Here is a 26,076-nt window from a genome sequence, read left to right on the forward strand (position 1 = left end):
ATGCCCATCTTCACCCGTGAGACCCTTCAGAGCCAGAAACTGCCCTGGGTCGAGATCGACGACTTCGAGTTCATCCATCTCGGTCGCGTGATGGTCATGAACAATCACTCTGTCGTCCCCGACGCCAACGGCCACGTGGCCTACTGGGGCTACTACCAGGACACGCCACTCGCCTCGAGCGTCAGGATCGAGCCGACGACCGCGAAGGATCGCATCACCGTCGTCAGCGGGCAGGTGGAGGTTCAGAGCGAACACGGGCGTTTCACTCTCCACAAGCGGGACTACTACGACGTGCCCGCATCGGGTGCGACACTCACCAACAGTGGACAGTCGATGGCCGAGCTCGTGCGTGTCAAAGGCCATTGGGACCACACGGTCCGAAACGAGATCTGCATGTTCCGCCCGGAGAACCCGTGCGACTACCACTATCACGACGGAGACGAGTACTGGGTCATCTTCCGAGGGCACGTCACCCTCGACTACAACGGGATGCGCATCCCGGTCGGGCCCGGTCACTTGCTCGCCGCGGGCAAGGGGATCGCGCACGGCGCTCTGGCCCCGGAAGAGACGATCAATGCCATCGTGATGGCGATGCCTCTCGAGGGCGCCCAGCGCGACGGACACCTCAACCACAAGAACCAGGGAGAGCCTGCGATCGGCCGCGATGTCCCGGAGAGCATGTGGGATGAGCTTCGCGCCCGCTCGGTCGGAGAGGTGGTCGTTCCGCGATGAGCGAGGAAGCAGACCAGACGAGAAGCCGTGTTCCGCGGGTCACCATCGGCGCCACCGGCATCACGACCTCCCAGCTCTCGCTCGGAACATGGGGGATCGGCAAGGCCGCTGCGGCAGCCACGATCGAAGACGACGAGACGATCGTCGGCGTCTTGGAAGCCGCGTTCGAGGCGGGCATCTCCTACCTCGACTCGGCGGACATGTACGAGAACGAGGAGCGGCTCGGACGACTGCTCAGCCAGGTGCGCAACGTGCCGCAAGATCTGCTCATCGCGACCAAGTACGGTCATGGCAAGCCGTTCACCGCGGACGGCGTGCGTGCCTCCGTCGAGCGCTCACTCGCCGCTCTGGATGTGGAACGCATCCCGCTCATGATGTTGCACGACCCGCGCAACGACGAGGACATGGACATCGTCCTCGCGCCGGGCGGCGCACTCGAGGGGCTACGCCGGCTGCAGGACGAGGGCCTCGTCGGGGCGATCGGCGTCGCCACCGGAACCATGCGGCCGCTCGAACGCGCCGTCGACTCCGGAGAGTTCGGCGTCATCCAGTTCCCCAGGCTCTACACCCTCGTCAACCGTGCTGCGAAGACTTCCGGCCTGCTGGAAAAGGCGCGAGCTCGCGGCATGGGAACGCAGCTGGCCGCGCCGTTCACGGGGAACATCCTCGCTACAGGCGTCCGCGGAGTCGAGAAGCCGCTGTACGCATACTGGCCCGCCCAGCCCGAGGTCGTCGATGCGGTCGGCCGCATGCAGGACCGCGCGGACGAGCTCGGCGTGACGATCGCTCAGGCCGCTGTGGCCTTCGTTGTGACCGAGCCCTTGATCGATGTAGCGGTGATCGGCGTGAGGTCGCCGCAGGAGCTCGCGCAGAATGTCGAGTCTCTGCATCTGGCGCTCTCTCGCGACGACCTGGAATCCATCGCCGACGCGGGAATCGTCGACGATCGGCTAATGGGAGGGCCCGACTTCGTCTGGCCGTTCCCGCTCGACCGCGTCCCCGAGGAGCTGAAGGACGTGGTCACGCCATGAGCGCTCGCACCGTGACGCTCGGGCGCACCGGACTGACCAGCTCCCGCATCGGCCTTGGTGCGTGGGGGCTGGGGAATGCGGGCGCCCACCCCGCCGTTCAGGTACTCGGCGAGGAAGAGGTGACCGCCCTGGTCGCCTGCGCCTTCGAGTCCGGGATCACTCTCCTCGACTCCGCGGAGGTGTACGACAACGAAGCGATGCTCGGCCGCGTGATCCGTTCGGTCGGCGCGCCCGAAGGTCTGATCGTTTCGACGAAGTTCGGGCATGGCAAGGGGTTCACGGGGGCGCAGGTGCGCGAGTCCGTGGAACGGAGCCTCAGCGCCTTCGGCGTCCGGACCATCCCGGTCTTCATGCTGCACGACCCGCGCAACGACGACGACCTGGCGACGATCTACGGCAAGGGCGGCGCACTGCCGGAACTCCGACGTCTCCAGGACGAAGGGCTCGTGGGTTCCGTGGGTATCGCGACGGGCACGCTCGGTCCGTTGCTGGCCGCCGTCGAGTCCGACGAGTTCGATGTCATCCAGTTCCCTCGGCTGTATACGATCCTCAACCAGGCGGCGAAGACGTCGGGGCTCCTCGAACGGGCGAAGGAGAAGGACATCGGAACGATCCTCACGTCGCCGTTCACCGGGAACATCCTCGGGACGGGCGTTCGTGGGGTCGAGCAACCGCTCTACAGCTTCTGGGACGCTCAGCCGGAAGTCGTGGACGCCGTCGGCCGGGTCCAGGACGAAGCCGACGCCGCAGGGCTGTCGCTCCCCGAGGCGGCGATGGGTTTCGCCCTGGAAGAAGACCTCATCGACGTCGTCGTCATCGGCGTCGCGTCCGTCGCAGAACTGCGCGAGGACGTGGGGATGCTCGACCGCTCGCTGGATGCGGCGACCCGGGATCGCCTCGCCGCTGCCGGCCGCGTCGACCAGACTCTGCTCGGCGGGCCGGACTATGTCTGGCCGTTCCCGCTCGAACGGATGCCCGCCGATCTGAAGGCCCGTTTGGGGCTCTGATGCACGTCGTCGTGGTCGGGGCAGGATCCGCTGGCTGCGCCGTCGCCGGCAGACTCGCCGAACGCGGACACACGGTGGCGCTCGTCGACGCCGGACCGGACTGGCGCAGCGAGAACGCTCCCGGCGAGATCCGCTTCCCCCGTGACGACGTCTTCGCGTGGCGGGTGGACGGTCGTTCGCCCAGTCGTTACTCGTTTCCGGGTGTCCTCGCCCGCCGGCGCGACGCAGACGCCCCGGAGGCGTACCTGCGGGGCTGGGGGATGGGCGGCACGTCGGCCATCAACGGCATCGTGGCGATCCGTCCGCCCGTGGACGAGTTCGTCCAGTGGGAGCGGCTGGGTGCGCGCGGCTGGGGGTGGGGCGACGTCCTGCCGGTGTTCCGGCGCCTCGAGGACGACCTCGACTACGGATCCGCGGCGTATCACGGTCGCGGCGGCCCGGTTCCCGTCGTCCGACGCGAGGTGTCGGACTGGGGCTCCGGAGACCGGCTGCTTGCCGACTCTGCGCTGGCCGCCGGCCACGCGTGGGAGCCGGACTATCATCGACCCGGCTCGTTGGGTGTCTCGCGCACCGCGAGCCACCTCCGGATGGGGGTTCGTGTGACGGCGTACGACGGATACGTCGAGACCTGGCGAGGAGAGGACCGCATCCACGTCCACGCCGGTATGCGCGCCGAGCGCGTCGTGATCGAATCCGGCCGCGCGGAAGGAGTGCTCTGCATCGGCGATGACGGCACCCGACGCGTGTTCGCGGGCGACCGCGTCGTGCTGGCGGCCGGAGCGGCGTCCACGCCCGCGATCCTGCAGCGATCCGGGATCGGCCGCGCGGCGCTGCTGCGGTCGCACGGGATCCGGGTCTTGTCCGATCTGCCCGTAGGGGAGGGGGTGCAGGACCACGTCGGTTTCTGGCTGCACGTGCCGCAGGAGGGGGCGCGACCGGGTGCGGGTGGAGCTCGGGGAAACGTGACACTGCGGTACTCGTCGGGCCTCTCTCACTCACGGCCGGGGGATCTGCTGGTGGTCGCCGCGAACCCGGCGTCGGCGTCGGCCGCGGAGACCGCGTTCGGCGTGAAGCTGGCGTACTGCCTGAGCCGCGGCGATGCCCGCATCCGTTCGGCGGATTCCGCCGTGGCCCCTGACATCCGTCTCCGGCTACTGTCGGATCCGAGGGACGTCGAGCTTGCCCGCGCCGCGGTGAGGTCGGCGGTCTCGATGCTCGCGTCGTCCGGTGCGCAGGTCCGGGACCGCTTCGGCGCGGCCGTCGACGACCTTTCGGACGCCGCTCTCGATGGCTGGCTGCGAGCCTGCGCGCGCGATACCTCCCACATGACCGGGGGTGCGAACATGGGCGGCGAGGAGTCTGTCACCACGCCCCGCCTCGAGGTGCGCGGCGTCGATGCGCTGACCGTCGCCGACCTGTCCGTCTGTCCGGTCGTCCCGCGCGCGAACACCTATCTGACGGCGGTCATGATCGGCGAGCGCGCCGCTGACTTCCTCTCGCCGACCGCGGAGGGCTACTCCGCGGCGTCGCGCGCCTGACGGAGGGCGGCCAGGATGTTGTCACGATGCCGATGACCGGCCGCGAGAGCCGCCCCCTCGTCGCCGACGAGGATCGCCTCGATGATCTCCTCGAACTCGGCCATCGACGCCATCCGGCGGTCGGGAAGCTGGTGAGGGTATCGATCAACGGGGATCTGCGACTGCAGTCCCTCGATGATGCGGCTGGCGATCGCGTGCCCGCTGATCCGGCGCACGACGCGAGAGATCTCGTCGTTCAGCGCGGCTGTCTGTCTGCGATCCGCGGCCGCGACCGCGTCGGTGAGACGCCGGCGCAGGACCGCGAGCTCCTCGCGGTCCGCGTCCGTCGCTCGCGTCGCCGCGCGTGCATCGCACATCGCCTGGAGGGTGAAACGCACCTCGGCCGTCTCGATCGCCTCGTCGATCGGCACGTGTCGCACCCGCGCGCCCCGGTTCGCCTCCCGCTCAACGAGCCCGAGCGCGGTCAACTCGATCAGCGCGGACCGAACGGCCGTGCGACTGGTTCCGTAACGCTCGCACAACTCCGACTCGATGAGCCGTTCGTGCGGGTGGTAGACGCCCTCGCGGATGTGGCGCGCGAGCGAGTCGACCAACTCGGCGCCGCCGGTGCCACTGGCCATTGTGCGATACCCCTCGAGAACAGTTTTCGGGAGCAAGCCTATCGGCCGGAACGGCCCCGACCGGAGTGACCGTCCGGTCGCATCGCACAGAGAGGAGACTGTCGTGGAGATCATCGACGCGCAGGTGCATCTGAACATGGTGGGCATCGACGCAGGACTCGTCGCCATGGACGCCGCGGGCGTCCGCGGCGTCGTGATCGACGAGTTCTGGGGGTTCGACGACCGCGGCCGGCCGCTGCCGTCCTATCCGCTCCGCGGGGGATCGGTGCGCCACATCCAGCCTCTCGCCGAGCAGGCCGTCGCCCTGCACCCTGATCGGTTCGCCTACATCACTCGCGCTCAGCCGGACGACCCCGACATCGACCGCGTCGTCGGCGGACTGCGTGAGCGCCCGGGCGTCGTCGGCCTCCGCATCCTCCCGTTCGTCCCGTTCCCGCCCAGTGCCGGGGAACGACCCGAGAACGAGGCCGCGGTCGACGCCTTCGCGCGCGACCTCGTGGGCGGAAGGTACGATCGCTACTTCTCGCTCGCGCAGGAGAGCCGTATCCCCGTCTTCGTCCAGGTGAACGGGATCGGCATCCGCGGAAGGCTGACGGCGATCCGTGAGATCGCCTCTGCGCACCCGCGCCTCCCGGTCATCATCGACCACATGGGGGTCTCGATGCCGGGTTCGCGCGGGTCCCGCCCCGACCGCTTCGATCAGTTCCCCGAGCTCTGCGGCCTCGCAGAGCTCCCCAACGTCGCCGTCAAGTGGGGGCATGCCACCCGGCTGTCCGAGCGGCCCTACCCGTATCCCGATGTGTCGGCCGTCCTGTGCCAGGTCGTCGGCGCGTTCGGCTCGAACCGCGTGATGTGGGCCAGTGACTGGACGCTGGACCTCGAGTTCAGCTCCTGGTCCGAGTCCTTCGGCTACATCCGTGACGAGCCCGCGCTCACCCCTGTCGAACGCGCCGACATTCTGGGCGGCGCGGCGCGGCGGCTTCTGGGCTGGTGAGCAGGTGATCGCGCCGGGGCGCACGGCCCCGCCCCGGCGCGCGTCGTCACTGCGTGTAGTACAAGTTCTGCGGCAGGATGGCTCCGCGCCCCACCGCGTCCCAGCCCTGCACGTCGGCCTGGTGGAAGTAGACGCGGTGGTCGTATCCGAAGACGTACACCGGCACGGTCTGGACATAGAGCTTCTGCACCGCGATCGCTGCCGTCTTGCGTGCGTCGTCGGTGGTCGCTGCGCGGAGCTGCGCCAGAGCCTGTTCCATCTCGGGCGACGACGACTTCTGGAAGTTGTCGCTCCCGTTGGTCCCGAAGAAGTTGGTGAACGAGGTCGTCACCGGGTTCACGTCGTAGATGCCCGGGTAGAACGTCAGATCGTAGTCACCCGGGCCCCAGGTCTTGGTTCGGATGTCCTGGATGCTTACCTGGGCGACCGTGACGTTCACGCCGGACAGCTTCGAGAGCGTCGTCTGCACGTATTCCGCGGCACGTGTCAGCTCCGGGATGGCCGCCGGGACGATCGTGATGTTCATCGGGATGCCGTCGGCCTTCAACTCGTCGACCAGCTTCTGCGCCTGCGCCAGGTTCGGGGATGGCAGACTCAAGGAGCCGTCGTAGTACGGCGAGTCCTGGTCCAGCAGTGTCGTCGACCCTTGCAGGGTCGGGTCCGCGAGCATGGTCTGGACGAGCTCTGTCGGGTCCAGGGCCAGCGCAACCGCCTCGCGCGCGCGGACGTCGTTGAAGGGCGCCCGCTGGTTGTTGAACTCCATCGCCCGGAACCCGCCGTTGGGCACCGTGAAGAACCCGAACCCGGGGTCGCCCTCGTAGGCCCGGAAGTCGGAAGCGAAGCCGTTCATGTACTGCGCGTCGCCGGAGGCGATCGTCTTGGCACGTTGGGCCGGGTCGTCGACGACCCGGAAGTGCAGCTCGTCGTACTTGGGTGCTCCGAGCACGTAGTTCGGGTTGGCCGTGAAGTCCTCCCCGACGGCCGGATCCCACTTCTTCAGGACGAAGGGGCCCGCGCCGACCGGGGTGTCATAGCTCGTGGCCTTCAGCGCCGTGGGGGACGCGATCAGCTGCAGCTGCTCGGCGATCTCCTGATCGAGCACCGGGTCCGCCGTGGCGGGCGTGATCGTGAGCGTCACCGGGTCCACGACCGTCGTCGTGAACGACTGCGCCAGCGCCTGTACCGCGGAGGGGTGGTCGGGGGACGCCGCGCGGTCCCAGTTCGCCTTGACGGCGGCGGCGTCGTAGGGCGTGCCGTCGGTGAAGGTGATGTTGGGCTGCAGGACCAGATTCCAGGTCGCTCCCTGATCGCTTGTGGTGACGCTCTTGGCCATGCTGGGGACGGTCTTGCCGTCCTGATCGACGTAGACGAGTTGGCCGTACACGGCGATCAGTCGGTCGGTGACGACGCCGGGAAGGCTTCCCCAGGTCGTGATCGGGTCCCAGCTGGTCAAGCCCGCGGCCGATTCCATGGTGATGGAGCCGCCCTGCTTCGGCGAGCCGGACGCGGACGGATCGTCCGACCCCCCGGAGCATGCCGCGAGAGCGAGCGCGCCGACGAGCAGCGCTGTTGTGGCGGCGGCGAAGCGTCGCCCGCCGCCCCTCTTGTTCGAGTGCATGAGAGTGCTTCTTTCGTGATGGTGGGGAGGTCGCGTTCAGGGGTTGAGTGCGACGTATTTCTCCTCGAGGTACTCGAGGATGCCTTCCGAGCTGCCTTCGCGTCCGAGGCCGCTCTGTTTCGTGCCGCCGAACGGGGCAGCGGGGTCGCTGAGCACCCCCCGGTTGACGGCGACCATGCCGCATTCGAGCCGGAGGGCGACCGAGAGGGCTGCCTGCTCGGGCCCGAACACGTACGCGACGAGCCCGAACTCGGTGTCGTTGGCCAGACGGATCGCCTCCGAGACGTCGTCATAGCGGATGACGGCCGAAACCGGCCCGAAGATCTCGCGGCGCGTGATCGTGTCCCCGTGCGTGACCCCCGTCAGCACCGTCGGCTCGATGAACGCACCGGTATCCGTCGTCCCTCCGCCGTACCGCAGGGTCGCCCCTTCGTCGGTGGCGCACGAGACCAGCTCCGCAACCTTGTCGCGCTCTGCCACGGACACGAGGGCGCCGAGGTCGTTCGCGCGGTCGTGACCCGGCCCGGTGGAGAGCCCGGCGAGCCGCGCGATCAGGCCGTCCACGAATGCGTCGTGCAGCGACTCGTGGACGTAGAGCCGGTTCGCGGCCGTGCATGCCGATCCGCCGTTGCGCATCTTGGCGGCGAAGGAGCCGTCGACAGCGCTTTCGATGTCGGCGCCGGGCAGAACGATGAGCGGCGCGTTGCCGCCCAGTTCCATGGAGGAGCTGACCACCGTGTCCGCAGCGGCGTGGAGCAGGTCACGCCCGACTTCGGTCGACCCCGTGAACGACAGCTTGCGCACGGCCGGGTGCGAGAGCATGCGCGCCACGAGCGGGCCGGTGGGGACCGGGGTCACGAGGTTGACCGTGCCGGGCGGGGCTCCCACGCGGCGCAGGACGTCGACGACGTAGGCGGCTGTCAACGGTGTCTCCCTGGCCGGCTTCAGGATCGTCGTGCATCCCGCTGCCAACGCCGGTGCCAGCTTGCGCGTCGCCATCGCGGCCGGGAAGTTCCACGGCGTGATCAGCAGCGCCACGCCCATTGGCTGGCGCGCGACCACGATGCGCTTGTCGCCGGCGGGAGACATTCTGAAGTCGCCGCCGACGCGGACCGCTTCCTCCGCGAACCAGCGGAAGAACTCGGTCGCGTACGCGGCTTCCGCAACCGCATCCGCCCACGCCTTGCCGTTCTCGCGCACGATGATCTCGGCGAACTGCTCCTTCTCCTCGCGGAGGACCTCGAAAGCGCGGTAGAGGAGCTCGCTCCGAGCGCGCGGGCTGCTCGACGCCCAGGACGGGAACGCCGCCGCGGCTGCTTCGACCGCGTCGTCGCAGTCGGCGGCCGACGCTGCCGCGAACATCGCCAGCGTCGTGCCGTCGGCGGGGTCGATCACGGCGAAGCGGTCGCCCTCACCGCCCGCTCGCCAGACGCCGTCGATGAACAGGTCGGAGATCAGGCTGCTCTCGAGAGTCATCGCTCGTCCTCCTCGGTGGGGGCGATCAACAGTGATCGATCGCCGGCGATCGCTGCGTCGACGATGCGGCGGATGGTGGCGGCATCGCCGCCCACCGGGCTGATGGCCACGAGCCGACCGACGTTGAGTGTCAGCTCGACGATCTCGGACGCATCGGACGCCTGGACGCCGATCTCGGCCAACGATGCGGGAATGCCCACGCGTGCACACATGTCGGCCACCGCGTCCACGACGCGCTGCGCGGCTACGACGGCCGGTGCGGTGTCATCGTGCGCACGCACGCCCACCGCGGTGCCGAGTGCGATCAGGCGGTCCATCGAGGTCGGGAGGACGGCCTGGAGAACGTAGGGGAGCAGAGTGCCCGTTCCGAGCCCGTGGGGCGTCTTGGTCATCGCGCCGACGGGGTACTGGATCGCGTGCGACAGGTGCGTCCCGGTCGAGCCGAACGCCATACCCGCCAGCAGGCTGCCGCGGGCCATTGCGGCGCGCGCGTCACGATCGGCGGGGTCGGCGACGACCGCGGGCAACGCCGAGAAGATGAGTCGGGCAGCCTCCAACGATAGCGGGTCGGAGAGCGCGTTGCGGCCGATGAAGACCGGAAGGGGTTCGCTGCCGGCGTGCGGCAGGGGGCGGGCGGTGAACGACTCGACGGCGTGGACGAACGCGTCGATTCCGGCATGCACACTGACCCCGGGGGGCGCCGCGAGAGTCAGCTCCGGGTCGACGAAGGCTAACCGAGGGATCAGGTGCGGACTCGACACGCCGACCTTCAGCGTTCGCGCGGGATCGGACACGACCGCGACGGGGGTGACCTCCGATCCGGTGCCCGCCGTCGTCGGCACGGCGATGACGGGAGGGACCGGGCCGGGCACCGCGTTCTCGCCGTAGAAGTTCGAGAGCGGGGCGTCGAACGCCGCAAGCAGCGCGATGAGCTTGCTCGCATCCAGGGCGCTGCCGCCGCCGTAACCGATCACGACGTCCGGACTGTAGTCGCGTGCGCGTGCTCCCGCTGACTCCACGGATGCAACGGGGAGTTCCGGGGGAATGTCGGTGTGCAGCGCCACCTCGATCCCGGTCGACTCGAGCTCGCGGACGAGATCGGTGAAGGCCGGTGTCCTTGCGAGCACGGGATCGACGACGACGAATGCTCGGCGGCCCAGCGCCGCGGCGGCCGCCGGGATGCCGACACGGACGCCGAAGCCGAAGTGGATCTCCTGGGGGAGGCGCAGCATCCCGATCATGGGGTCTCTCCTTTCGCGGCGAGGCGCTCGCCGTCGCCTGTCAACGACTGCCACACGTCGTGCGCGATGGGCACGCCGTCCTCCATTCGGCGCGCCCGCTCGGCGCGCGCGCGATCCCCCGGGACCTGCACCGCCGCCGTCCGGCCGCTCGCTCGGACGCGATCGAGGTAGTCGCCCACCTTGTCGCGTGTGTCGCCGCCGGCGACCAGCGACGTACCGAAGGCGACGATGACGTCGCCTTTGGTCGTCTCCTTCTCGGCGTCCAAGGTTCCGTGCACCTCGGTGCCCAGCGCGGAGTCGGTCAGTGCGCCGACGAGGGTTCCGAAGGCGAGCCCCAGTGCATAGCCCTTCGGGCCTCCGAAGGGAGAGATCGCGCCCTTCGCCGCGGCCGCCGCGTCGGTCGTCGGCTCCCCGCCCGGGTCGACCGCCCACCCCTCCGGCAGCGGGAGCCCTCGAGCGTGATAGTCGAGGATCTTCCCGGCCGATGTCGCGCCCGTCGACATGTCGAGAATGAGGTCGCCGCCCGTGGCGCCGATGCCGATGCCGATCGGATTTGTGCCCAGGAGTGCGCCCGCCCCGCCCCATGGATGGACGAGGCCCTCGGTGGCGGAGAGGACGATGCCCACGAGTCCGACCGCGGCGAGGCGCTCGACGTACGGTGCGAGCATTCCGAGATGATGCGTGCGGGACAGCGACGCGACGGCGACGCCGCTCGCCGGGACGCGCTCGATCAGGGCGTCGACGGCGGCGTACGCGCTGACCGGACCGAAGCCGCACCGGCCGTCGACGCGGAGTGCGGCCGCGCCGATCCACTCCAGGCGCGGGGCGGCGGCGGGGTCGAGCACGCCGTTCTCCATCCGCGCCCCGATCACCTCGAGGCGGCGTACGCCGTGCGAGGGGTGACCCCGCAGTTCTGCTTCGACGAGGTGCACGGCTTGCACGCGTGCGGCAGCTGCGGGCGCGCCGCGCTCGCAGAGGAACTCCGTCGCGAGTTCCGTCAACTCGTCGCGCGCGACCGTCACGGTCGTGGGTTCGGTCACCATCGACATTCCCCTCACTTTTCTGTCCACAACATTGTCGACAACTGTGTAGCATCCGTCTCATGGACAGTCCCGCGGACCAGGACACCCCGAGCTCGCTGCGCCGAGCGCTGTCGCTCCTCGACGCGTTCTCCGCGAACCAGCGCGAGATGTCGATACGCGAGTTGAGCGCACGCACCGGTGTCTCGCGCTCGACCACGCACCGACTCGCCCAGGAGCTCATCGACTGGGGTGCACTGGAGCGCACCGAGAACGGGCTCCGCCTCGGCGCGAAGCTCTTCGAGCTCGGGACCCTCTCACCGAGTCATCCGACGCTCCGCGAAGCGGCATCCCCCTATCTCCACACCCTCCACGAGGTCACGAAGCTCGCAGCAAACCTGGCCGTGCGCGACGGCGACCAGATCCTCTACCTCGACAAGATCAACACGCGAGGTCTGACCGTGCCGCACACGCGGCTCGGGGGGCGGGGCACGCTCCATGCGACCGCGCTGGGGAAGGCGATCCTCGCCTTCGGGCCACAGCCGGACATCGAGGTCGCGTCACTGCCCATGCCGGCCCTGACCGCGCACACCCTCACGGATGCCGCCGCCCTCCGCCGCGAGCTGGTGCGCGTTCGGGCGGAGCGCGTCGCCTTCGACGTCGAGGAGTCCCAGATCGGCCTGTTCTGTGTGGCGGCCCCGGTGCTCGACCGCGCCGGTCGCGCGACCGCGGCCGTATCCGTGACCGGGGCCACCGCGCTGTCGCAGGCCCAGCGCTTCGCACCGACCGTCATTGCCACGGCGTTCGCGCTCGCGCGCGAGCTAGGAAGGCCGCGAACCCTCTGACCGCCCGTCCCGCGGAGCGGACACGCCACTGGCGCCGGAGACCGCGACGGTGTCTCATGGGGGAGCCCTCGGACGGGGCACGCAGACGACACAGAGAGGTGCGCACGACGATGTCGGATTCAATGACCACGGGAACCCGTGTCCGGACGGGCCTGTTCATCGGTGGTGAGGAGCGGTTCACGCAAGAGGTCCTCACGGTGGTGGACCCGGCGCGGCCTGCTCGTGTGGTCGGCGAGGCGGCATCCGCCTCGCCGACGGATGTCGCCGACGCGGTGGCCGCCGCGAAAGCGGCGTTCCCCGCGTGGGCGGCTTTGGGCGCGTCCGGCCGCGCGACGGCGATGACGGCCGCGATCGCGGGGATCGGCGACGCGCGGGACGAGGACGCGGCGATCCTCTCGCAGGAGAACGGCAAGATCCGCTTTGAGGCGTGGGTCGACGCGCTGGTCTTCGAGATCCGGTGGAACCTCGCGCTCGCGCTCACGGACGAGGTCGACGCGTCGCACACCTTGCCGGTGGTGCCGGGGGCGATCCCGGTCGAGACCGAGGTCGCGTATCAGCCACTGGGCGTCGTGACGGCGATCGTGCCGTTCAACTGGCCCATCGCCATCCTGGGCGCGTCGTTGCCCCACGCGCTGTTGGCGGGCAACACGGCGATCGTCAAGGTGCCGCCGACGACGCCCTTGGCGACCGCGCGTGTCGTGCAGCGTGTCGCGGAGAAGCTCCCTGCCGGGGTGCTGAACGTGATCAGCGGCAAGGACGAGAACATGGCCGGCCTCATCCAGAACCCGGATGTTGCGAAGGTGTGCTTCACCGGCTCGGTCGACGGAGGCAAGCGGATTATGCAGATGGCGTCACAGTCGCTGACCCGAGTCACGCTCGAACTCGGCGGCAACGACGCCGCGGTCTTCCTGGAGGACGCGATCCTCGACGACGTACATCTCGACCGGTTGTACGCGGCCGTCTACGACACCACAGGGCAGATCTGCATGAACGCCAAGCGGGTCTTCGTACACCGCTCCCGGATGGACGAACTCGTCGCCGGCCTTGCTGCCCGCCTGGAGAGGGCGGTCATCGGGTACGGGTTGGACGAGGGGAGCACCATGGGGCCCCTGCACCAGCCCGCGCAGAAGGCCTTCGTCGAAGAGATCGTTCAAGAGGCCAAGGATGCCGGCGCGGACGTCCGCCAGTACGGAGTGCTACCGGGCGGTGAACTGGCAGGCGGCAACTTCCTTCGTCCTGCGATCGTCGTCGACCCTGAGCTCTCACTCCGGGTCGTCACTCAGGAGCAGTTCGGCCCCGTCATCCCGGTGATTCCCTTCGACACCGAAGAAGAGGCCGTGCGACTCGCCAACGATACCTGGGGGGGCTCTGCGGCAGCGTATGGACGGGATCCCCCGAGGCGGCCAAGCGGGTGGGCTCGCAGCTCGTGTGCGGCTATGTGTGGGTCAACGACCACGGCGCGACGCGCCTGGACCTGCGTGCGCCCTTCGGTGGGATGAAGCAGTCGGGCATCGGCCGGGAGCAGGGGATCGAAGGAGTCCGTGCCTTCCAGGACACACGCTCCATCGCCACGATCGATCCCGACGCCCTCGCCGCGATGGCCCACTGACCCACCGGTGCCCGCCCTTCCGCCGCCCGCACAGCGGAAGGGCGGCGTGTTAGAGGTGGGTGGGGACGGGCACCCACGACGCGTCGGGGATGTGGCCCCGCGTCGCGACCGTGACGGCGCGGGCGGATGCCGCGGCCGGTTCCAGGTGCGCCACGCATCCGTGTGCGGCCTCGATGCGCACCGTCACGCCGTGCGGTCGTAGCACCGTCATCATGGCATCGGCGATCTGCTGGCCCAGCCGCTCCTGCAGCTGAGGCCGCCGGGAGGCCATCGCCACGAGCGAGGCGATGCGGCTGAAGCCGGCGATGTGCCGCCCGGGGGCGTAGTAGACGTCGACCGTGCCGTCGAAGGGCAGGAGGTGGTGCTCGCAGACGGAGCGGAACGGGATGCCGGTCACGGCGGCCAGCTCGCCCGGATCCTCGTCATCGGTGAGGGCGACGGGCACACCCAGGGCGGCGGCGGCATCCTGCCCGAGGCTGGCGAACATGTCGATGAACAGGTCGGCCACACGTTCGGGCGTGCGCTCCAAGCCCGGGCGGTCAGGGTCCTCGCCGACGGCGGCGAGGAGGTCGCGCACCGCGGCGGCGGCCCGGACACGGTCGACACGGGGCGATCGCTCGGCGCGGTCCGGCGCGGCGGCGGTGAGGATGCGGTCTGCTCCGGTCATGACGACTCCGACAGTCGGTCGACGAGAGCCAGGCCCCGGCGCGCCCAGGAGATCTCGCCGCGGGCGCGGGCGGCGAGCCCCTCGTAGGTGAACCGCTTGTACTCGATCGTGGCCTCGTGACCCTCCGCAGGGGTGTTCTCGAGACGCCGGACGAGCATGGGGTTGGAGAGTGCGTCGATGTGCGCGAGCTCGCCCTCGAACTGCGCCAGCTCGCCCTCCCAGTGGCTGATGTGCGCCAGGAGGAAGGCGCGGGCCGCCGTGGGCTCTGCGGACTCGAGATAGGCGGCGCGCAGGTGCGCGGGGTCGCGGAAGCGCTGGTAGTCGAGCGGCCCGTTCATCCAGTCGAGGAACGCCCGGTCTCCGGCCGGTGTCACGTGGTAGAGGCGCCGCATCCCGCGTTCGCCGCGGGTCTGGTCCTCGGTCTCGACGAGGCCCTCCGCCGCCATCTTGCGCAGCTCGGGGTAGATCTGGGAGTCGGGGGCATGCCAGACGTGCCCGACCGACAGTGAGAACTGCTTCTGCAGCTCGTAGCCCGACTGCGGTCCCACTCGCAGGATCGCGAGCAGCGCATTTCTGAGGCTCATCGTCATCCCTCCCGTCTCATACTCCACCACCCAGAGGCCTCGAGACCGGTCCTCCTCGCCGAGACCGTGGGGTAGGCCAAGGGTCTCGGCGAGACGAACCGGTCTCGCGGTCAGGGGAGGCTCAGCCCTTGTAGCCGGTGCGCCAGCCGCCCTGGTAGGTCTGGCGGGCCACGGTGGAGTAGGGCACGGGGCTGACGACCACGCGCACCTCGGTCTGCTCGTGCGGCTCGACGGAGGCCTTGGAGGTGCCGCCGTTCGGCTCGCCCCAGACGACCTTCAGCTCGGTGCCCTCCGGCACGTCGGGGTCGACCGTGCCGAGCGAGAGACCGCGACGCTCGTTGGCGCTGTAGCCGGTGAACATCGAGAAGCCGACGACCGTGCCGTCCGCATCCACGACCGAGTCGTAGTTCGCGGAGCCGTAGTTGGCCAGCGGCAGGTCGAAGAACTTGTAGTTGGGTCCGTCGACGTTCAGCAGCGAGCCCCAGACCTTCGCGAGGTCTTCGGCGTTCCAGGCGAGGGTGACCTTCTTGCGCTGGGTCGAGGGGTCGATCTTCTCGAGCGCGTCGCGGCCGATGAAGTCGTGGTCGAACTTCACGAACGAGCCGTAGCCGAGCTCCCACGGCGTGAGGTAGTAGTCCTCGATGTTGTCGGAGACGAAGGAGCCCGCGAGAGTTCCGGTGGCCTCGTAGCTGTCGACGCCGAGCCACTCGCGGTAGCCGCGCTCGGCCTCGCCCGAGTAGATCGCGGGAAGCGGCGACGGGATCCAGCCGGATTCGAGCGTGTTCGAGGGATAGGCGCGCGATCCGACCGGCACGAGGCCGAACTCGATGCCCGCCTCGACGATGGCGTCGCGGATGGCGTCGTGGTCCTCGTAGGGACCCCAGATCTCGAGGCCGGGAGCGCCGGCCATGCCGTGGCGGAGGGTGCGCACGGTCTTACCGGCGATCGTCATGGTCGACATGTTGAAGAAGCCGAGCTTCTCCAGCGGGCCGCCGTTGAGCTTCTCGATGACGTCCCACGCCTTCGGGCCCTGGATCTGGAAGCGGTAGTAGCGGCGCGTGACGGCGTGGCCGTACGGACGCGAGGGCGAACGGCGGTCGACCTGAACATCGAGGTTCTGGTAGCCGCCGGTCTCACCGTGGTACATCAGCCAGTTGGATGCGGGCGCGCGTCCGACGTAGACGTACTCGTCCTCGGCCTCGCGGAAGAGGATGCCGTCGCCGATCACGTGGCCGCTCGCGGTGGTGGGCACGTACTGCTTGGCCTTGTTGACCGCGAAGTTCGCCACCGAGTTGATCGCGGTGTCGCTGATGAGCTTGATCGCGTCGGAGCCCTTCAGGAACACGTTGTCCATGTGGTGGGACTGGTCGTAGAGCACGGCGGTGTTGCGCCAGGCCTGCTGCTCCTTGATCCAGTTCTGGAAGTCGGCGGGGACGACCGGGTAGATGTAGGAGCCGATCTGCGAGTTGCGCAGCATCTCGACCGGGTTGTTCTGGTCGATGAGTTCCTGCAGGTTGCTGGCCACGATGAACCTCTCTGTTCGGGGGCCGGCGCCTCGGGTGAGGCGTCGGAGTCAGGTGAAGACGATGGTGTGGTTGCCGTGCCGGATGACACGGTCTTCCGCGTGCCACTGCACGGCGCGCGAGAGTACGGCTCGCTCGACGTACGCACCGCGGGCCTGGAGATCGGCGGCGGTCATCGAGTGGTCGACGCGGGCGACGTCCTGCTCGATGATCGGGCCCTCGTCGAGGTCCTTGGTGACGTAGTGGCTGGTGGCGCCGATGAGTTTGACGCCGCGTTCCTTGGCCTTCTTGTAGGGGCCGGCGCCGATGAAGGCGGGAAGGAAGGAGTGGTGGATGTTGATGACAGGCACGCCGACGCCTTCGAGGAAGTCATCGGTGAGGATCTGCATGTAGCGCGCCAGCACGACGAAGTCGACGTTGCCGGCGAGGAGCTTGACGATCTCGCGCTCGGCCTCCGACTTGTCCGGGCCCTGCGAGGGCACGTGGAAGAAGGGGATGCCGAACGAGCGCACGTCCTCCGCGGTGTTGGTGTGGTTGGAGATCACCATGGGGATCGTGACGTTGAGCTCGCCCCGGCGGTGACGCCACAGCAGCTCGAGCAGGCAGTGATCGCTCGTGGAGGCGAGGATCGCCATCCGCTTCGGCACCGACTGGTCGGTCAGGCGCCACTGCATCCCGTAGGGCTCCAGCGTCTGGGCGAGGTCCGCTTCGATGTCGCCGATCGCCGCGGCCAGGTCGGGCCGGTGGAAGACGACGCGCTGGAAGAACGCGCCGCCCTCGGGGTTGTCCGAGTACTGGTCGAGCGTGACGATGTTGGCCTTGTTGCGCGTGATGAGCGCGGTGACGGCGGCGACGAGCCCGGGCTGGTCGGGGCCGTGCACGATCAGGCAGGCGTGGTCACGCAGGGCGTCTTTGTGCAGGGACATGCGGGGATCTCCTCAGGACTGCGCGGCGATGTAGTCGCGGGCCCAGTCGGATGTCGCCCGCAGACCGCCGAACGTGTAGAAGTGAATTTTGACAGGTCCGCGCGACTCCTTCTGCGCGACGAGCGCTCCGAGGTCGCCGATGAACCGGTCGGGGCCCGCCGTTCCCATCAGGTTGGTGAGCGAGAAGCCGTACTTCTTGACGATCATCGCGTTGGCGCCGACGCCGAAGCGGCGGGCGAAGGTGATCAGGCGCTTGATGCCCGCGGGACCCGGTGTGCCGATGCGGATCTCCGAGGTGATCCCGCGCTCGCGCACGCTGTCGATCCAGTCGATGACGGGGTCGGTGTCGAAGGCGAACTGGGTCAGGATGACCTGGCCGAGGCCCTGATCTGCGAGGGTCGCCGACTTGTCCTCGAGGTGGCGCCACAGCACATCCGTGGGGATGTCGGGGTGTCCCTCCGGGTAGCCGGCGATCGAGACCTCGCGCACGCCGTACTTCTGCAGGATGCCGGAGCGGATGACGCTCAGCGAGTCGGGGTACGGTCCTGCGGGCTCGGCCGGGTCGCCACCGACCGCGAAGACGTGCTCGGTGGCGCCCACCTGCTGCAGCCGGTCCAGGAACTCCTCGAGCTGGGCCGCGGAGGCGAGCCGGCGCGCGGAGATGTGGGGCACGGGCACGAAGCCCGCCTCCTTGACCGCCTTGGTGGCGGCGATGCGCATCTCGAGGTCTTCGTTGCCGAGGAAGGTGACGTTGATCTTGGTGCCGGCGGGGATGACGTCCAGAGCTTCTTCGAGCCCGGGGATGTCCTTGCCCGTCATCTCGAGCGAGAAGTCGTCGAGCAGGGCGAGGGATGCGGCCGGGTCGGGTGCGGGGGTGTTACGTGCCACGAGTCGTGGTCCTTCCGCTGTCGGGAGGGCTTCGTTGCGCCTCGTCAGCGAGAGTACCTATGTCGATAGGTAATGGCAAGAGGTATTTCACGGCTCGTCGTCCACCTTCGGGATGACGTGCGCCCGAGGAGTTACATCGCCCCGCCGATGTGCCCGCGATTCCGCGGGGGAACCATGGGGATGTGCCATCTTCACGCGTGTCCAGAATCACCCCTCCCGCTCGCCCGAAACGTCGACGTCGACGCGTGGTCGTCACGACGATCACCCTCGGCGCGCTCGGCGGGATTGTCGCCGCCGGGCTGTTCGCGGCCGACGTCTACGGCCCGCGGTTCGGTTTCTATCTCGTGCCCCCCTCTGTCGAGAAGTATGCGCAGCTCGCCGTCGAACGTCTCGACGGCGGCTACCACGCGAACGACCCGGAGTGGCCGGCGGCGCGGGCCGCCATCCTGGATGCGGCGATGTCGGCGGGCGACTACGCCGATCTGTATCCCCTCCTGGAGGAGGGGACGCGGATCGCCGGGGGACGCCACTCGCGCTTCGTGCCGGCGGGCGAGGAACTCTCCGCCGACCCCGCCGAGACCTCCCCGCAGCCGACGGTCGACTCCGGCTCCGGCATCACGACCATCGTGCTGCCGGAGATGGTCTCTCCGCGCGCGGAGGACCTTCAGGCCTACGCGACGGCGGTCGCTGACGGCATCGATGAGTCGGCCGCGCACACCTGCGGCTGGGTGGTCGATCTGCGCGGGAACCGCGGCGGAAACATGAATCCGATGCTGTCGGGGGTGGCGGCGCTGCTTCCCGACGGCGATGCGTTGTCGTTCGTCGACCGGGGCGGCAACGCGACCCCTGTCACGATCGAGGCCCGCGGCGCCGCGGTGGCCGGGAATGTCGCGGTCGACGTCGGCGCGCGCAGCAAGGTCACCGGCCGGCCGATCGCCATCCTCCAGGACGAGTGGACCGCGTCGAGCGGGGAGGCCGTGCTCGCGGCCTTCCGCGGCGTGGACGGCGTGCGTACCTTCGGCACGGACAGTGCCGGCTACACGTCCGCGAACGTGAGCCACACGCTGTTCGACGGTGCCACGATCGTGCTCACCGAGAGCCTGTACGTCGATCGGACGGGCCGGAACTACGAGGAGGGTGCCATCGCGCCCGACCAGAACTCGACGGAGGCCGACGCGGATGCGCTCGCGTGGTTGGGTGAGCAGGGCTGCGCGGGTTGAGCGAGCGGGCGGGGCTCAGCCCTTGCGGGAGGCGCCCGCATCCGCGAGCCAGGACTCGTTGTCGATGCTCTGGAGCACCCGCATCTCGTCGAGCATCTTGCGCAGCAGCGCGTTCAGTCGGGTGACCTCCGCCGGCGTCATGTGGGCCAGGATGATCTCCTGCCCGCGAAGAGAGATCGGCAGCATGTCGTCGTGCATGGCGGCGCCTGCTGCGGTCAGGTACATCGGCCGCGAGCCGCGGGCGCCCTCGGCGAGCACCAGCAGACCCCGCTCCACCAGGGTGTTCACGCTCTTCGAGACGATCGCCTTGTTGACCACCAGGAACTCCGAGACCTCCGATGCGGAGAAGCCGGGGTTCATGGCGAGTGCGGAGATCACGCGCCACTCGTTGGTGCCCAGATCGAACTGGCGCCGGAGCTCGTGCGACTCGCGCCACACCAGCGCGTTGGAGAGCAGCGCGAGCAGTCGCGGGGTGAACGCATCCGGGTCGATCACATCGGCCAAGGGCTCGACCACCGCGCTCTCGGGCGGCTCGACGCCATGAGCATGGCGGTTGCGATCAGTTGCCATCGGGTTCCTCTCCGTGGGTCGGATGCGGTCATGGCCGCGGCGAGGGATGCGGGCCGGGACGCGTGATCCCGGCCCGCATCGCGTTCGTCAGTGCGCCATCGCCGCCAGGGCCTCAGGATCGATCGTGGCGATCGACCGGGTGTCCTGGAAGGCGCGTACGCCCTCGATGCCCTGCTCGCGTCCGAAGCCGGACTGCTTCATGCCGCCGAAAGGCGCGCGCAGGTCGAGGCGGGTGGCGCCGTGGTCGTTCACCCACACGTAGCCGCACACCAGCTGCGATCCCACGCGCTGCGCCGACTCGGGCGATGTGGTCCAGACCGAACCGCACAGGCCGCCCCAGGTGTCGTTGGCGAGGGCGACCGCCTCCTCCTCCGAGTCGAACGGGATGATCGGGATGACCGGGCCGAACTGCTCCTGGGTCACCACGCGCAGAGACGGGTCGGGGTCCACGACGATCGCCGGACGCAGGAAGTTGCCGCCCGCGAGCTCGCCCGCGGGCAGGGTGCCGTACTCGCGCACGTCGGCGCCGGCATCCTTCGCCTCCTGGATGATCTCCTCGACGAACGCCTTCTGCGCCGGCTGGTGGAGCGGGCCCATGGTCGTGCCCTCGTCGAGCCCGTACCCGATCACGACCTTCTCGAGGCGCGCTTCGAGCCCCGCGACCAGCTCGTCCAGACGCGAGCGGTGCACGAACACGCGCTTGGCGTTCATGCAGATCTGGCCCGTCGTGTCGTAGATCGCGGCGTAGAGACGGTCGAGGTGCGCGTCGTCGAGGATCGCGTCTTCCAGGAACACCGCCGCGTCGTTGCCGCCGAGCTCGAGCGTCACCCGCGTGAGGGTCTGCGCAGCCATCTGCATGATGCGCTTGCCGCCGTTCACGCTGCCGGTGAAACAGACCTTCGCGACATCGGGGCTCTGGATGAGCTCCGACATGTTCTCGTCGCGGCCCGTGACCACGTTCAGCACGCCCGGCGGCAGTTTCTCGGCGATGCGCTGCACCACGCGGGTCGTCGCCAGCGGCGCGGAGGGCGGCGGCTTCACGATCGCGGTGTTGCCCGCGAGCAGCGCGTGGGGCAGTGCTGCGCCCAGGATGGCGATGGGCCAGTTGAAGGGCACGATGATCGTGACGACGCCCAGCGGCTGGTAGGCCACCTCGGTCGTCACGGGGATCGCGCCGGGGACGACGGGGAGCGTGTGCCCCTTCTCGACCTCGTCCTTCAGCATGAGGGCGAGGTTCCACCGGATCTCGAAGACGAGGGCATCCACCCACCCCTCGAAGCGGATCTTGCCGTTCTCCTGCGACAGGACGGCGGCGTCCGTGTCGCGCTCGTCGGCGATGCCGGCGATGGCTGCGGCCATCGCCTCCGCGCGCTCCGCCGCCGACAGCGCGCTCCACGACCCGAAGGCGGCGGATGCGGCGGCGACCGCATCCGCGACATCCGCGGGCGTGGCCGCAGCGGCCTCGCCCACGACGACTCCGGGCTTTCCCGGATCGGCGATCTGTAGAACGTCATCGGTGAAGCGCTCCGCGCCTCCGATGTAGAGCCCTGTCCGCACTCCGGCGGACGTCTGGGCGATCGAACTCGACATCCCTGCACCTCTCTGTGTCTCGGATATGTGCGGGATCGCGACCGTCGCCACCCCCGCGGCACGAGTTTACGTCCATTCTTGTTTACATGTAAATGAGATCGTGCTACGTTCACCGGGTCGCCCTCCAGAGTCGGATGGCGACACCCGAAACGACGTCGATGAAGACGCGATTCTGCGCACATTCGACGTCTCCCTGCCATCGACGAGGAGGCATGATGAGCAGTTCCCCCTGCAGACGGACGACCGTCCGAACATGGCCGAGCTGGAGGATCTGGCGTTCGAGCTGCGGCGCAAGCTCCTGCAGCTGTGCGGCACCTACGAAGGCGCCGTCCACATCGGCGGAGACCTGTCCTCGGCGGACATCTTCACCGCTCTCTTCCACTACGGGCTGAACGTCGACCCGACCGACATCGCCAATCCCGAGCGCGATCGCTTCGTGCTCAGCAAGGGTCACGCCGCCGTCTGCATGTACATCGCGATGGCGATGCGCGGCTTCTTCTCCTACGAAGGCATCGTCGACACCTACGGCCAGCTCGACAGCGCATACGGCATGCACCCGTGCAAGGTGCAGCTGCCGGGTGTGGAGGCGTCGACGGGCTCGCTCGGCCACGGCCTTCCCCTCGCCGTGGGCATGGCGCTCAGTGCCCGTCACCGCGGTGACGCCCACCGCGTCTTCACCCTCCTCGGTGACGGGGAGACCGGCGAGGGTTCGGTCTGGGAGGCGGTCATGGCCGCTCGCAGCAACCGCCTCGGCAACCTCGTCGCCTTCGTCGACCGCAACCGCCAGCTCATGACGAGCTTCGCGGAGGAGCGTGTGGCGTTCGAGCCCTACCCGGACAAGTGGCGCGCCTTCGGGTGGAACGTCGTGCACATCGACGGCCACGACATGGGCCAACTGGTCGAGGCGCTCGACGCGCTGCCCGAGCCCGACAGTGAGACGCCGACGGTCATCATCGCCGAGACCATCAAGGGCAAGGGCGTCGACTTCATGGAGCGCAACCTCGCCTGGCACGCCGGATCGCTCGGCGCCGCCGACCTCGAACGCGCCCTCGCGGCGCTCACCGCCTCGCGTGAGAAGGAGTCCGTCTGATGCCTGTGACCTTCACTTTCGGAGAGTTCCTCGGAGCGCGATCGGTGATCGGCTCGACTCTCGCGGAGCTCGGCGCCGAATACGAGAACCTGTGGGTGCTCACCCCGGACATCGGTGCGACCCTCGTCGAGTTCCGCGACACCTTTCCCGACCGGTTCGTCGATGTCGGACTCGCCGAGCAGGCGTGCGTCGGGATCGCCGCCGGCCTCGCCTACGACGGCAACATCCCCGTCGTCTCCGGCATGCTCCCGTTCCTCAGCATGCGCGCCCTCGAGCAGGTGCGCACCGACGTCTGCTACCCCAACCTCCCGGTCAAGATCATCGGTACGCACGGAGGACTCGTCGGCAACGGCGGATCGACGCACTACGCGGTCGAGGACCTCGCGCTCATGTGCGCCCTGACGAACATGACCGTCACCTCGATCGGCGACCCGCTCATGGTGGGCGAGATCATCCGGCAGTCGATGACGATGCAGGGACCCATCTACATCCGCCTCGCCGTCGGCAAGAAGGACAAGGTGCTCTACGAGCCCGGTCAGCATGAGGTGCGCATCGGCAAGGGGATCGTGGCGCGGGAGGGCACCGACGCGACGATCTTCACGCACGGTACGACCGTCGCGCAGGCGCTGGATGCCGCGGACGAGCTGGCTGCGGACGGCCGCTCGGTGCGCGTGGTCGACATGTTCACCCTGAAGCCGATCGACGAGGAGCTCATCGTGCGCTCCGCGGCCGAGACCGGAGGGCGCTTCGTCGTGCTCGAGGATCACCTCGCCTATGGCGGACTCGCCACCCGCGTCGCCGACGTGGTGGCCGATCGCGGCATCCGTCTGACGGCGTTCGAGCGACTCGGGATCCCGCAGGTCTACGCCGGCTTCGGCGAGGACGAGCAGCTGCGCGACAAGTACGGCTACGGGCTGTCGGCGACGACCGCGGCGCTGCGTCGCGTGATCGCGGCCGAGGGATGAGCCCGACCATGCGCACCGTCGCCGTCACGCGCATCGGCAATCTGCGCGATCCCGACGAGGCCGCCCGCGGCCGCATCGGCGTCGTCGACATGCCCCAGCCCGAGCTGGGCCCGGAGGATGTCCGCATCCGCGTGGCCTACGCCGCCATCTGCGGGTCCGACCCGCACCTGGCCGAGGGCTTCTTCGGAACCGACGTCCCCATCGGCCTCGGACACGAGGTCTCCGGCGTCATCGAGGCGCTGGGGGAGCGTGCCGGGCGCGGCGGTCTCCGCGTCGGCGACCGTGTCGCCGGCAACTTCCTCCGCTTCTGCGGCTCGTGTCGACCGTGTCAGGACGGACGTCAGCAGTTCTGCGAGCACATCCAGGACTACAACCGCCCGGGTATGGCAGAGACCGTGACCTGGCACGAGTCGCAGGTCTACCGCCTGCCCGACAGCGTGAGCCTGCTCGAGGGATGCCTGCTGGAGCCCACCTCCGTCGCCGTGCGCATCGCCGACAAGACCCGCATCCGCGTCGGCGATCGTGTCGTCGTCTGCGGTGGCGGGCCGATCGGGCAGCTCACGGTCCAGGTCATGGCCCGCTACGGCGCGACCGCGCTCACGATGATCGAGCCGATCGCGGACCGGCGGGGGATGGCCCGGCGCCACGGGGCGCAGTACACGATCGACCCCACGAGCGAGAACCAGGCCGCGGTCGCCGACGAGCTCACCGAGGGGCGCGGCTACGACGTCGTGATCGACGCGTCGGGATCGACCCGCGCCACCCGAGGGCTGCTCGATCTGGCGGCCAAGGGCGGCACGGTCATCTACGGGGCGATGTACCCGAGCGACTACGAGCTGCCGCTGAACATCTCGGACTACCTCTACCTGAAGGAGCTCACACTCACCGGCGTGTTCGTCTCGCCGTACGCGTTCCCGCGCGCGTTGAACCTGCTGCCGCACCTCGACCTGGCCGAGTTCACCCAGGCCGTCTTCCCACTCGAGCAGGCCGCGGAGGCCTTCGAGGCGCACCTCACCGGGCGCTATCCGAAGGTCATCATCGCCTGCAACGACGAGGCCAGGCTCGGAGGACTGTCATGACCACCGCGCTGGAACGCGAAGCCGCCCCGGTGGAGACCGCTCCCGCGCTTGAAGCCCGCGACATCGTCAAGCGCTTCGACGGCGTCCACGCCCTGAAGGGCGCCCGGCTGTCGGTGCTGCCCGGTGAGATCCACGCCCTGCTCGGCGAGAACGGCGCGGGCAAGTCCACGCTGATCAAGGTCGTGACGGGGCTGTACGCCCCCGACGGCGGCACCATCCTGCGCTCGGGCCAGGAGGTCGAGTTCCAGAGCGTGCGCACCGCCCGTGGCGAGGGGATCGTCGCGCTCTACCAGGAGCTGTCGATCATCCCGTCGCTGACGGTGGCCGAGAACATCCTGCTGGGCGAGCAGACGCCGCGCCGCGGGGGCGTCGTCAACTGGCGGGAGCTCCGTCGGCGGGCGAAGGAGCAGCTGGACAGCATCAACCAGCGCATCCCGCTGGGCAAGCTCGCCGGCGACCTGTCGCCCGTGCAGCAGACGATGGTGGCGTTCGCCCGCGCCCTCGCCACGGACGCGCGGGTGCTCATCCTGGACGAACCGACCGCGTCGCTCACGGACACCGAGATCACCGATCTGTTCGCGGTGCTGCGATCCCTGCGCGAGCGGGGTGTCGCCATCGTCTACGTCTCGCACCGCCTCGAGGAGGTCTTCGAGCTGTGCGACCGGCTGACGATCATGCGCAACGGCGAGACCATCATCACGAAGGATGTGGCCGACTCGCACATCGACGAGGTCATCTCCCTCATGGTCGGCCGTGAGGCGGGTCAGCTCTATCCCGAACGGGGCTCGGGCGGCGGAGACGTCGTGCTGCGCGTCGAGGGCCTCACCGGTCGCCGCGTGCGGGACGTGTCGTTCGAGGTGCGGGCGGGTGAAGTCCTCGGCATCGGCGGTCTGGCCGGCGCAGGGCGCAGCGAGCTGCTGCGCATCCTCGCCGGAGCGCAGAAGCATCAGGCCGGCACGATCGCCGTGGCGGACAAGGTGCTGCCGCGCTCGCCCGGCGTGGGTCGCGCGCTCGCCGCGGGCATCGCGCTCGTTCCCGAGGAGCGCCGCAGCCAGGGCGTGATCCTGGGCGCGTCGATCCAGGACAACATCACGATCGCGAACCTCTCCTCGGTGAGCTCGGTCGGCGTCGTGTCCCAGGCGCGCATCGCCGACATCGCCCGTCGTGGGATGTCGGATCTGCAGATCAAGGCGCGCAGCCCCCGCCAGAGCGTGGGGAGCTGTCCGGCGGCAACCAGCAGAAGG

Annotated in this window: 22 protein-coding genes and 2 pseudogenes; 12 read left to right on the forward strand and 12 right to left on the reverse strand. The window is 69.1% G+C overall.

Translation table 11 applies throughout. From position 1 onward, the window contains the following. Genes AC1VNH_RS12055 through AC1VNH_RS12070 form a run of 4 tightly spaced genes read left to right on the forward strand, consistent with a single transcriptional unit; the run spans window position 1 to window position 4,308 of the window. Entirely contained in the window at window positions 1-732 is a 732-nt protein-coding gene (locus AC1VNH_RS12055; RefSeq protein ID WP_483111618.1) for a hypothetical protein, read from the forward strand. After that, on the forward strand, window positions 729-1,763 hold the full coding sequence (locus tag AC1VNH_RS12060) for an aldo/keto reductase (protein ID WP_483111620.1): 1,035 nt from the start codon (window positions 729-731) through the stop codon (window positions 1,761-1,763). Before AC1VNH_RS12055 ends, AC1VNH_RS12060 begins: the two co-directional genes overlap by 4 nt. After that, window positions 1,760-2,770: an aldo/keto reductase gene (locus AC1VNH_RS12065; protein ID WP_483111621.1), complete on the forward strand. Its 1,011-nt coding sequence runs from the start codon at window positions 1,760-1,762 to the stop codon at window positions 2,768-2,770. Before AC1VNH_RS12060 ends, AC1VNH_RS12065 begins: the two co-directional genes overlap by 4 nt. Then, on the forward strand, window positions 2,770-4,308 hold the full coding sequence (locus AC1VNH_RS12070) for a GMC family oxidoreductase (RefSeq protein WP_483111622.1): 1,539 nt from the start codon (window positions 2,770-2,772) through the stop codon (window positions 4,306-4,308). The genes AC1VNH_RS12065 and AC1VNH_RS12070 overlap by 1 nt, the downstream gene beginning before the upstream one ends. On the opposite strand, the gene AC1VNH_RS12075 is transcribed toward AC1VNH_RS12070, so the two are convergent. Then, on the reverse strand, window positions 4,284-4,928 hold the full coding sequence (locus AC1VNH_RS12075) for a GntR family transcriptional regulator (RefSeq protein WP_483111624.1): 645 nt from the start codon (window positions 4,926-4,928) through the stop codon (window positions 4,284-4,286). The genes AC1VNH_RS12070 and AC1VNH_RS12075 overlap by 25 nt on opposite strands. A 103-nt stretch (window positions 4,929-5,031) precedes the next feature. Here AC1VNH_RS12075 and AC1VNH_RS12080 point away from each other — a divergent pair, with 103 nt between their 5' ends. Beyond that, on the forward strand, window positions 5,032-5,922 hold the full coding sequence (locus AC1VNH_RS12080) for an amidohydrolase family protein (protein ID WP_483111625.1): 891 nt from the start codon (window positions 5,032-5,034) through the stop codon (window positions 5,920-5,922). 46 nt (window positions 5,923-5,968) lie between these two features. Here the strand turns inward: AC1VNH_RS12080 and AC1VNH_RS12085 are convergent, their stop codons facing one another. Genes AC1VNH_RS12085 through AC1VNH_RS12100 form a run of 4 tightly spaced genes read right to left on the reverse strand, consistent with a single transcriptional unit; the run spans window position 5,969 to window position 11,306 of the window. Next, window positions 5,969-7,540 (reverse strand): ABC transporter substrate-binding protein, encoded by a 1,572-nt coding sequence (locus AC1VNH_RS12085; protein WP_483111626.1) that lies wholly within the window; start codon window positions 7,538-7,540, stop codon window positions 5,969-5,971. A gap of 36 nt (window positions 7,541-7,576) precedes the next feature. Then, the gene (locus tag AC1VNH_RS12090; protein WP_483111627.1) at window positions 7,577-9,016 is read right to left on the reverse strand and encodes an aldehyde dehydrogenase family protein; all 1,440 of its coding nucleotides are present in this window, start codon (window positions 9,014-9,016) and stop codon (window positions 7,577-7,579) included. Then, window positions 9,013-10,257 carry an iron-containing alcohol dehydrogenase gene (locus AC1VNH_RS12095; RefSeq protein WP_483111629.1) on the reverse strand — a complete coding sequence of 415 codons (1,245 nt, stop codon included), beginning with the start codon at window positions 10,255-10,257 and terminating at the stop codon, window positions 9,013-9,015. The genes AC1VNH_RS12090 and AC1VNH_RS12095 overlap by 4 nt, the downstream gene beginning before the upstream one ends. Next, a complete protein-coding gene (locus tag AC1VNH_RS12100; protein ID WP_483111631.1) occupies window positions 10,254-11,306 on the reverse strand; it encodes an Ldh family oxidoreductase in 1,053 nt (350 codons plus the stop codon). Before AC1VNH_RS12100 ends, AC1VNH_RS12095 begins: the two co-directional genes overlap by 4 nt. Before the next feature lie 53 nt (window positions 11,307-11,359). Between AC1VNH_RS12100 and AC1VNH_RS12105 the strand changes: the two genes are divergently transcribed. Together AC1VNH_RS12105 and AC1VNH_RS12110 are read left to right on the forward strand one after the other, a co-directional pair. Continuing rightward, complete coding sequence (locus AC1VNH_RS12105) at window positions 11,360-12,121, forward strand: IclR family transcriptional regulator (RefSeq protein WP_483111633.1); 762 nt, start codon at window positions 11,360-11,362, stop codon at window positions 12,119-12,121. Between the two features lie 122 nt (window positions 12,122-12,243). Then, window positions 12,244-13,730 (forward strand): annotated as a pseudogene (locus AC1VNH_RS12110) (aldehyde dehydrogenase family protein). A gap of 49 nt (window positions 13,731-13,779) precedes the next feature. On the opposite strand, the gene folE reads toward AC1VNH_RS12110, so the two are convergent. The 5 genes from folE to AC1VNH_RS12135 form a co-directional block, all read right to left on the reverse strand. Further along, window positions 13,780-14,397: a GTP cyclohydrolase I gene (gene folE, locus AC1VNH_RS12115; RefSeq protein WP_483111635.1), complete on the reverse strand. Its 618-nt coding sequence runs from the start codon at window positions 14,395-14,397 to the stop codon at window positions 13,780-13,782. Continuing rightward, window positions 14,394-14,981 carry a PadR family transcriptional regulator gene (locus tag AC1VNH_RS12120; protein ID WP_483111636.1) on the reverse strand — a complete coding sequence of 196 codons (588 nt, stop codon included), beginning with the start codon at window positions 14,979-14,981 and terminating at the stop codon, window positions 14,394-14,396. Before AC1VNH_RS12120 ends, folE begins: the two co-directional genes overlap by 4 nt. Window positions 14,982-15,102: 121 nt before the next feature. Next, entirely contained in the window at window positions 15,103-16,506 is a 1,404-nt protein-coding gene (ligM, locus tag AC1VNH_RS12125; RefSeq protein ID WP_483111638.1) for a vanillate/3-O-methylgallate O-demethylase, read from the reverse strand. A gap of 48 nt (window positions 16,507-16,554) precedes the next feature. Further along, window positions 16,555-17,430, reverse strand: a complete 876-nt coding sequence (gene purU / locus AC1VNH_RS12130) for a formyltetrahydrofolate deformylase (RefSeq protein WP_137418715.1) — start codon at window positions 17,428-17,430, stop codon at window positions 16,555-16,557. A 12-nt stretch (window positions 17,431-17,442) separates the two neighbouring features. Then, window positions 17,443-18,318 (reverse strand): methylenetetrahydrofolate reductase, encoded by an 876-nt coding sequence (locus AC1VNH_RS12135; protein ID WP_483111640.1) that lies wholly within the window; start codon window positions 18,316-18,318, stop codon window positions 17,443-17,445. Between the two features lie 245 nt (window positions 18,319-18,563). Between AC1VNH_RS12135 and AC1VNH_RS12140 the strand changes: the two genes are divergently transcribed. After that, window positions 18,564-19,538: a S41 family peptidase gene (locus AC1VNH_RS12140; protein WP_483111641.1), complete on the forward strand. Its 975-nt coding sequence runs from the start codon at window positions 18,564-18,566 to the stop codon at window positions 19,536-19,538. Window positions 19,539-19,553: 15 nt separating this feature from the next. Here the strand turns inward: AC1VNH_RS12140 and AC1VNH_RS12145 are convergent, their stop codons facing one another. Next, complete coding sequence (locus AC1VNH_RS12145) at window positions 19,554-20,108, reverse strand: MarR family winged helix-turn-helix transcriptional regulator (protein ID WP_483111642.1); 555 nt, start codon at window positions 20,106-20,108, stop codon at window positions 19,554-19,556. 87 nt (window positions 20,109-20,195) lie between these two features. Next, the gene (locus AC1VNH_RS12150) at window positions 20,196-21,698 is read right to left on the reverse strand and encodes an aldehyde dehydrogenase family protein (protein WP_483111643.1); all 1,503 of its coding nucleotides are present in this window, start codon (window positions 21,696-21,698) and stop codon (window positions 20,196-20,198) included. Between the two features lie 253 nt (window positions 21,699-21,951). On the opposite strand from AC1VNH_RS12150, the gene AC1VNH_RS12155 reads away from it, so the two are divergent. From AC1VNH_RS12155 to AC1VNH_RS12170, 4 genes and pseudogenes are all read left to right on the forward strand, one after another. Next, window positions 21,952-22,788, forward strand: a complete 837-nt coding sequence (locus AC1VNH_RS12155) for a transketolase (protein ID WP_483111644.1) — start codon at window positions 21,952-21,954, stop codon at window positions 22,786-22,788. After that, complete coding sequence (locus AC1VNH_RS12160; RefSeq protein ID WP_344231142.1) at window positions 22,788-23,753, forward strand: transketolase family protein; 966 nt, start codon at window positions 22,788-22,790, stop codon at window positions 23,751-23,753. The genes AC1VNH_RS12155 and AC1VNH_RS12160 overlap by 1 nt, the downstream gene beginning before the upstream one ends. Further along, a complete protein-coding gene (locus tag AC1VNH_RS12165; RefSeq protein ID WP_483111645.1) occupies window positions 23,750-24,832 on the forward strand; it encodes a zinc-dependent alcohol dehydrogenase in 1,083 nt (360 codons plus the stop codon). Before AC1VNH_RS12160 ends, AC1VNH_RS12165 begins: the two co-directional genes overlap by 4 nt. Further along, window positions 24,829-25,905 (forward strand): annotated as a pseudogene (locus tag AC1VNH_RS12170) (sugar ABC transporter ATP-binding protein); the annotation flags it as partial. The gene AC1VNH_RS12165 and the pseudogene AC1VNH_RS12170, both read left to right, overlap by 4 nt. Window positions 25,906-26,076 lie beyond the last annotated feature (171 nt).

It is taken from the genome of Microbacterium sp. KU4F (genome assembly GCF_056868075.1).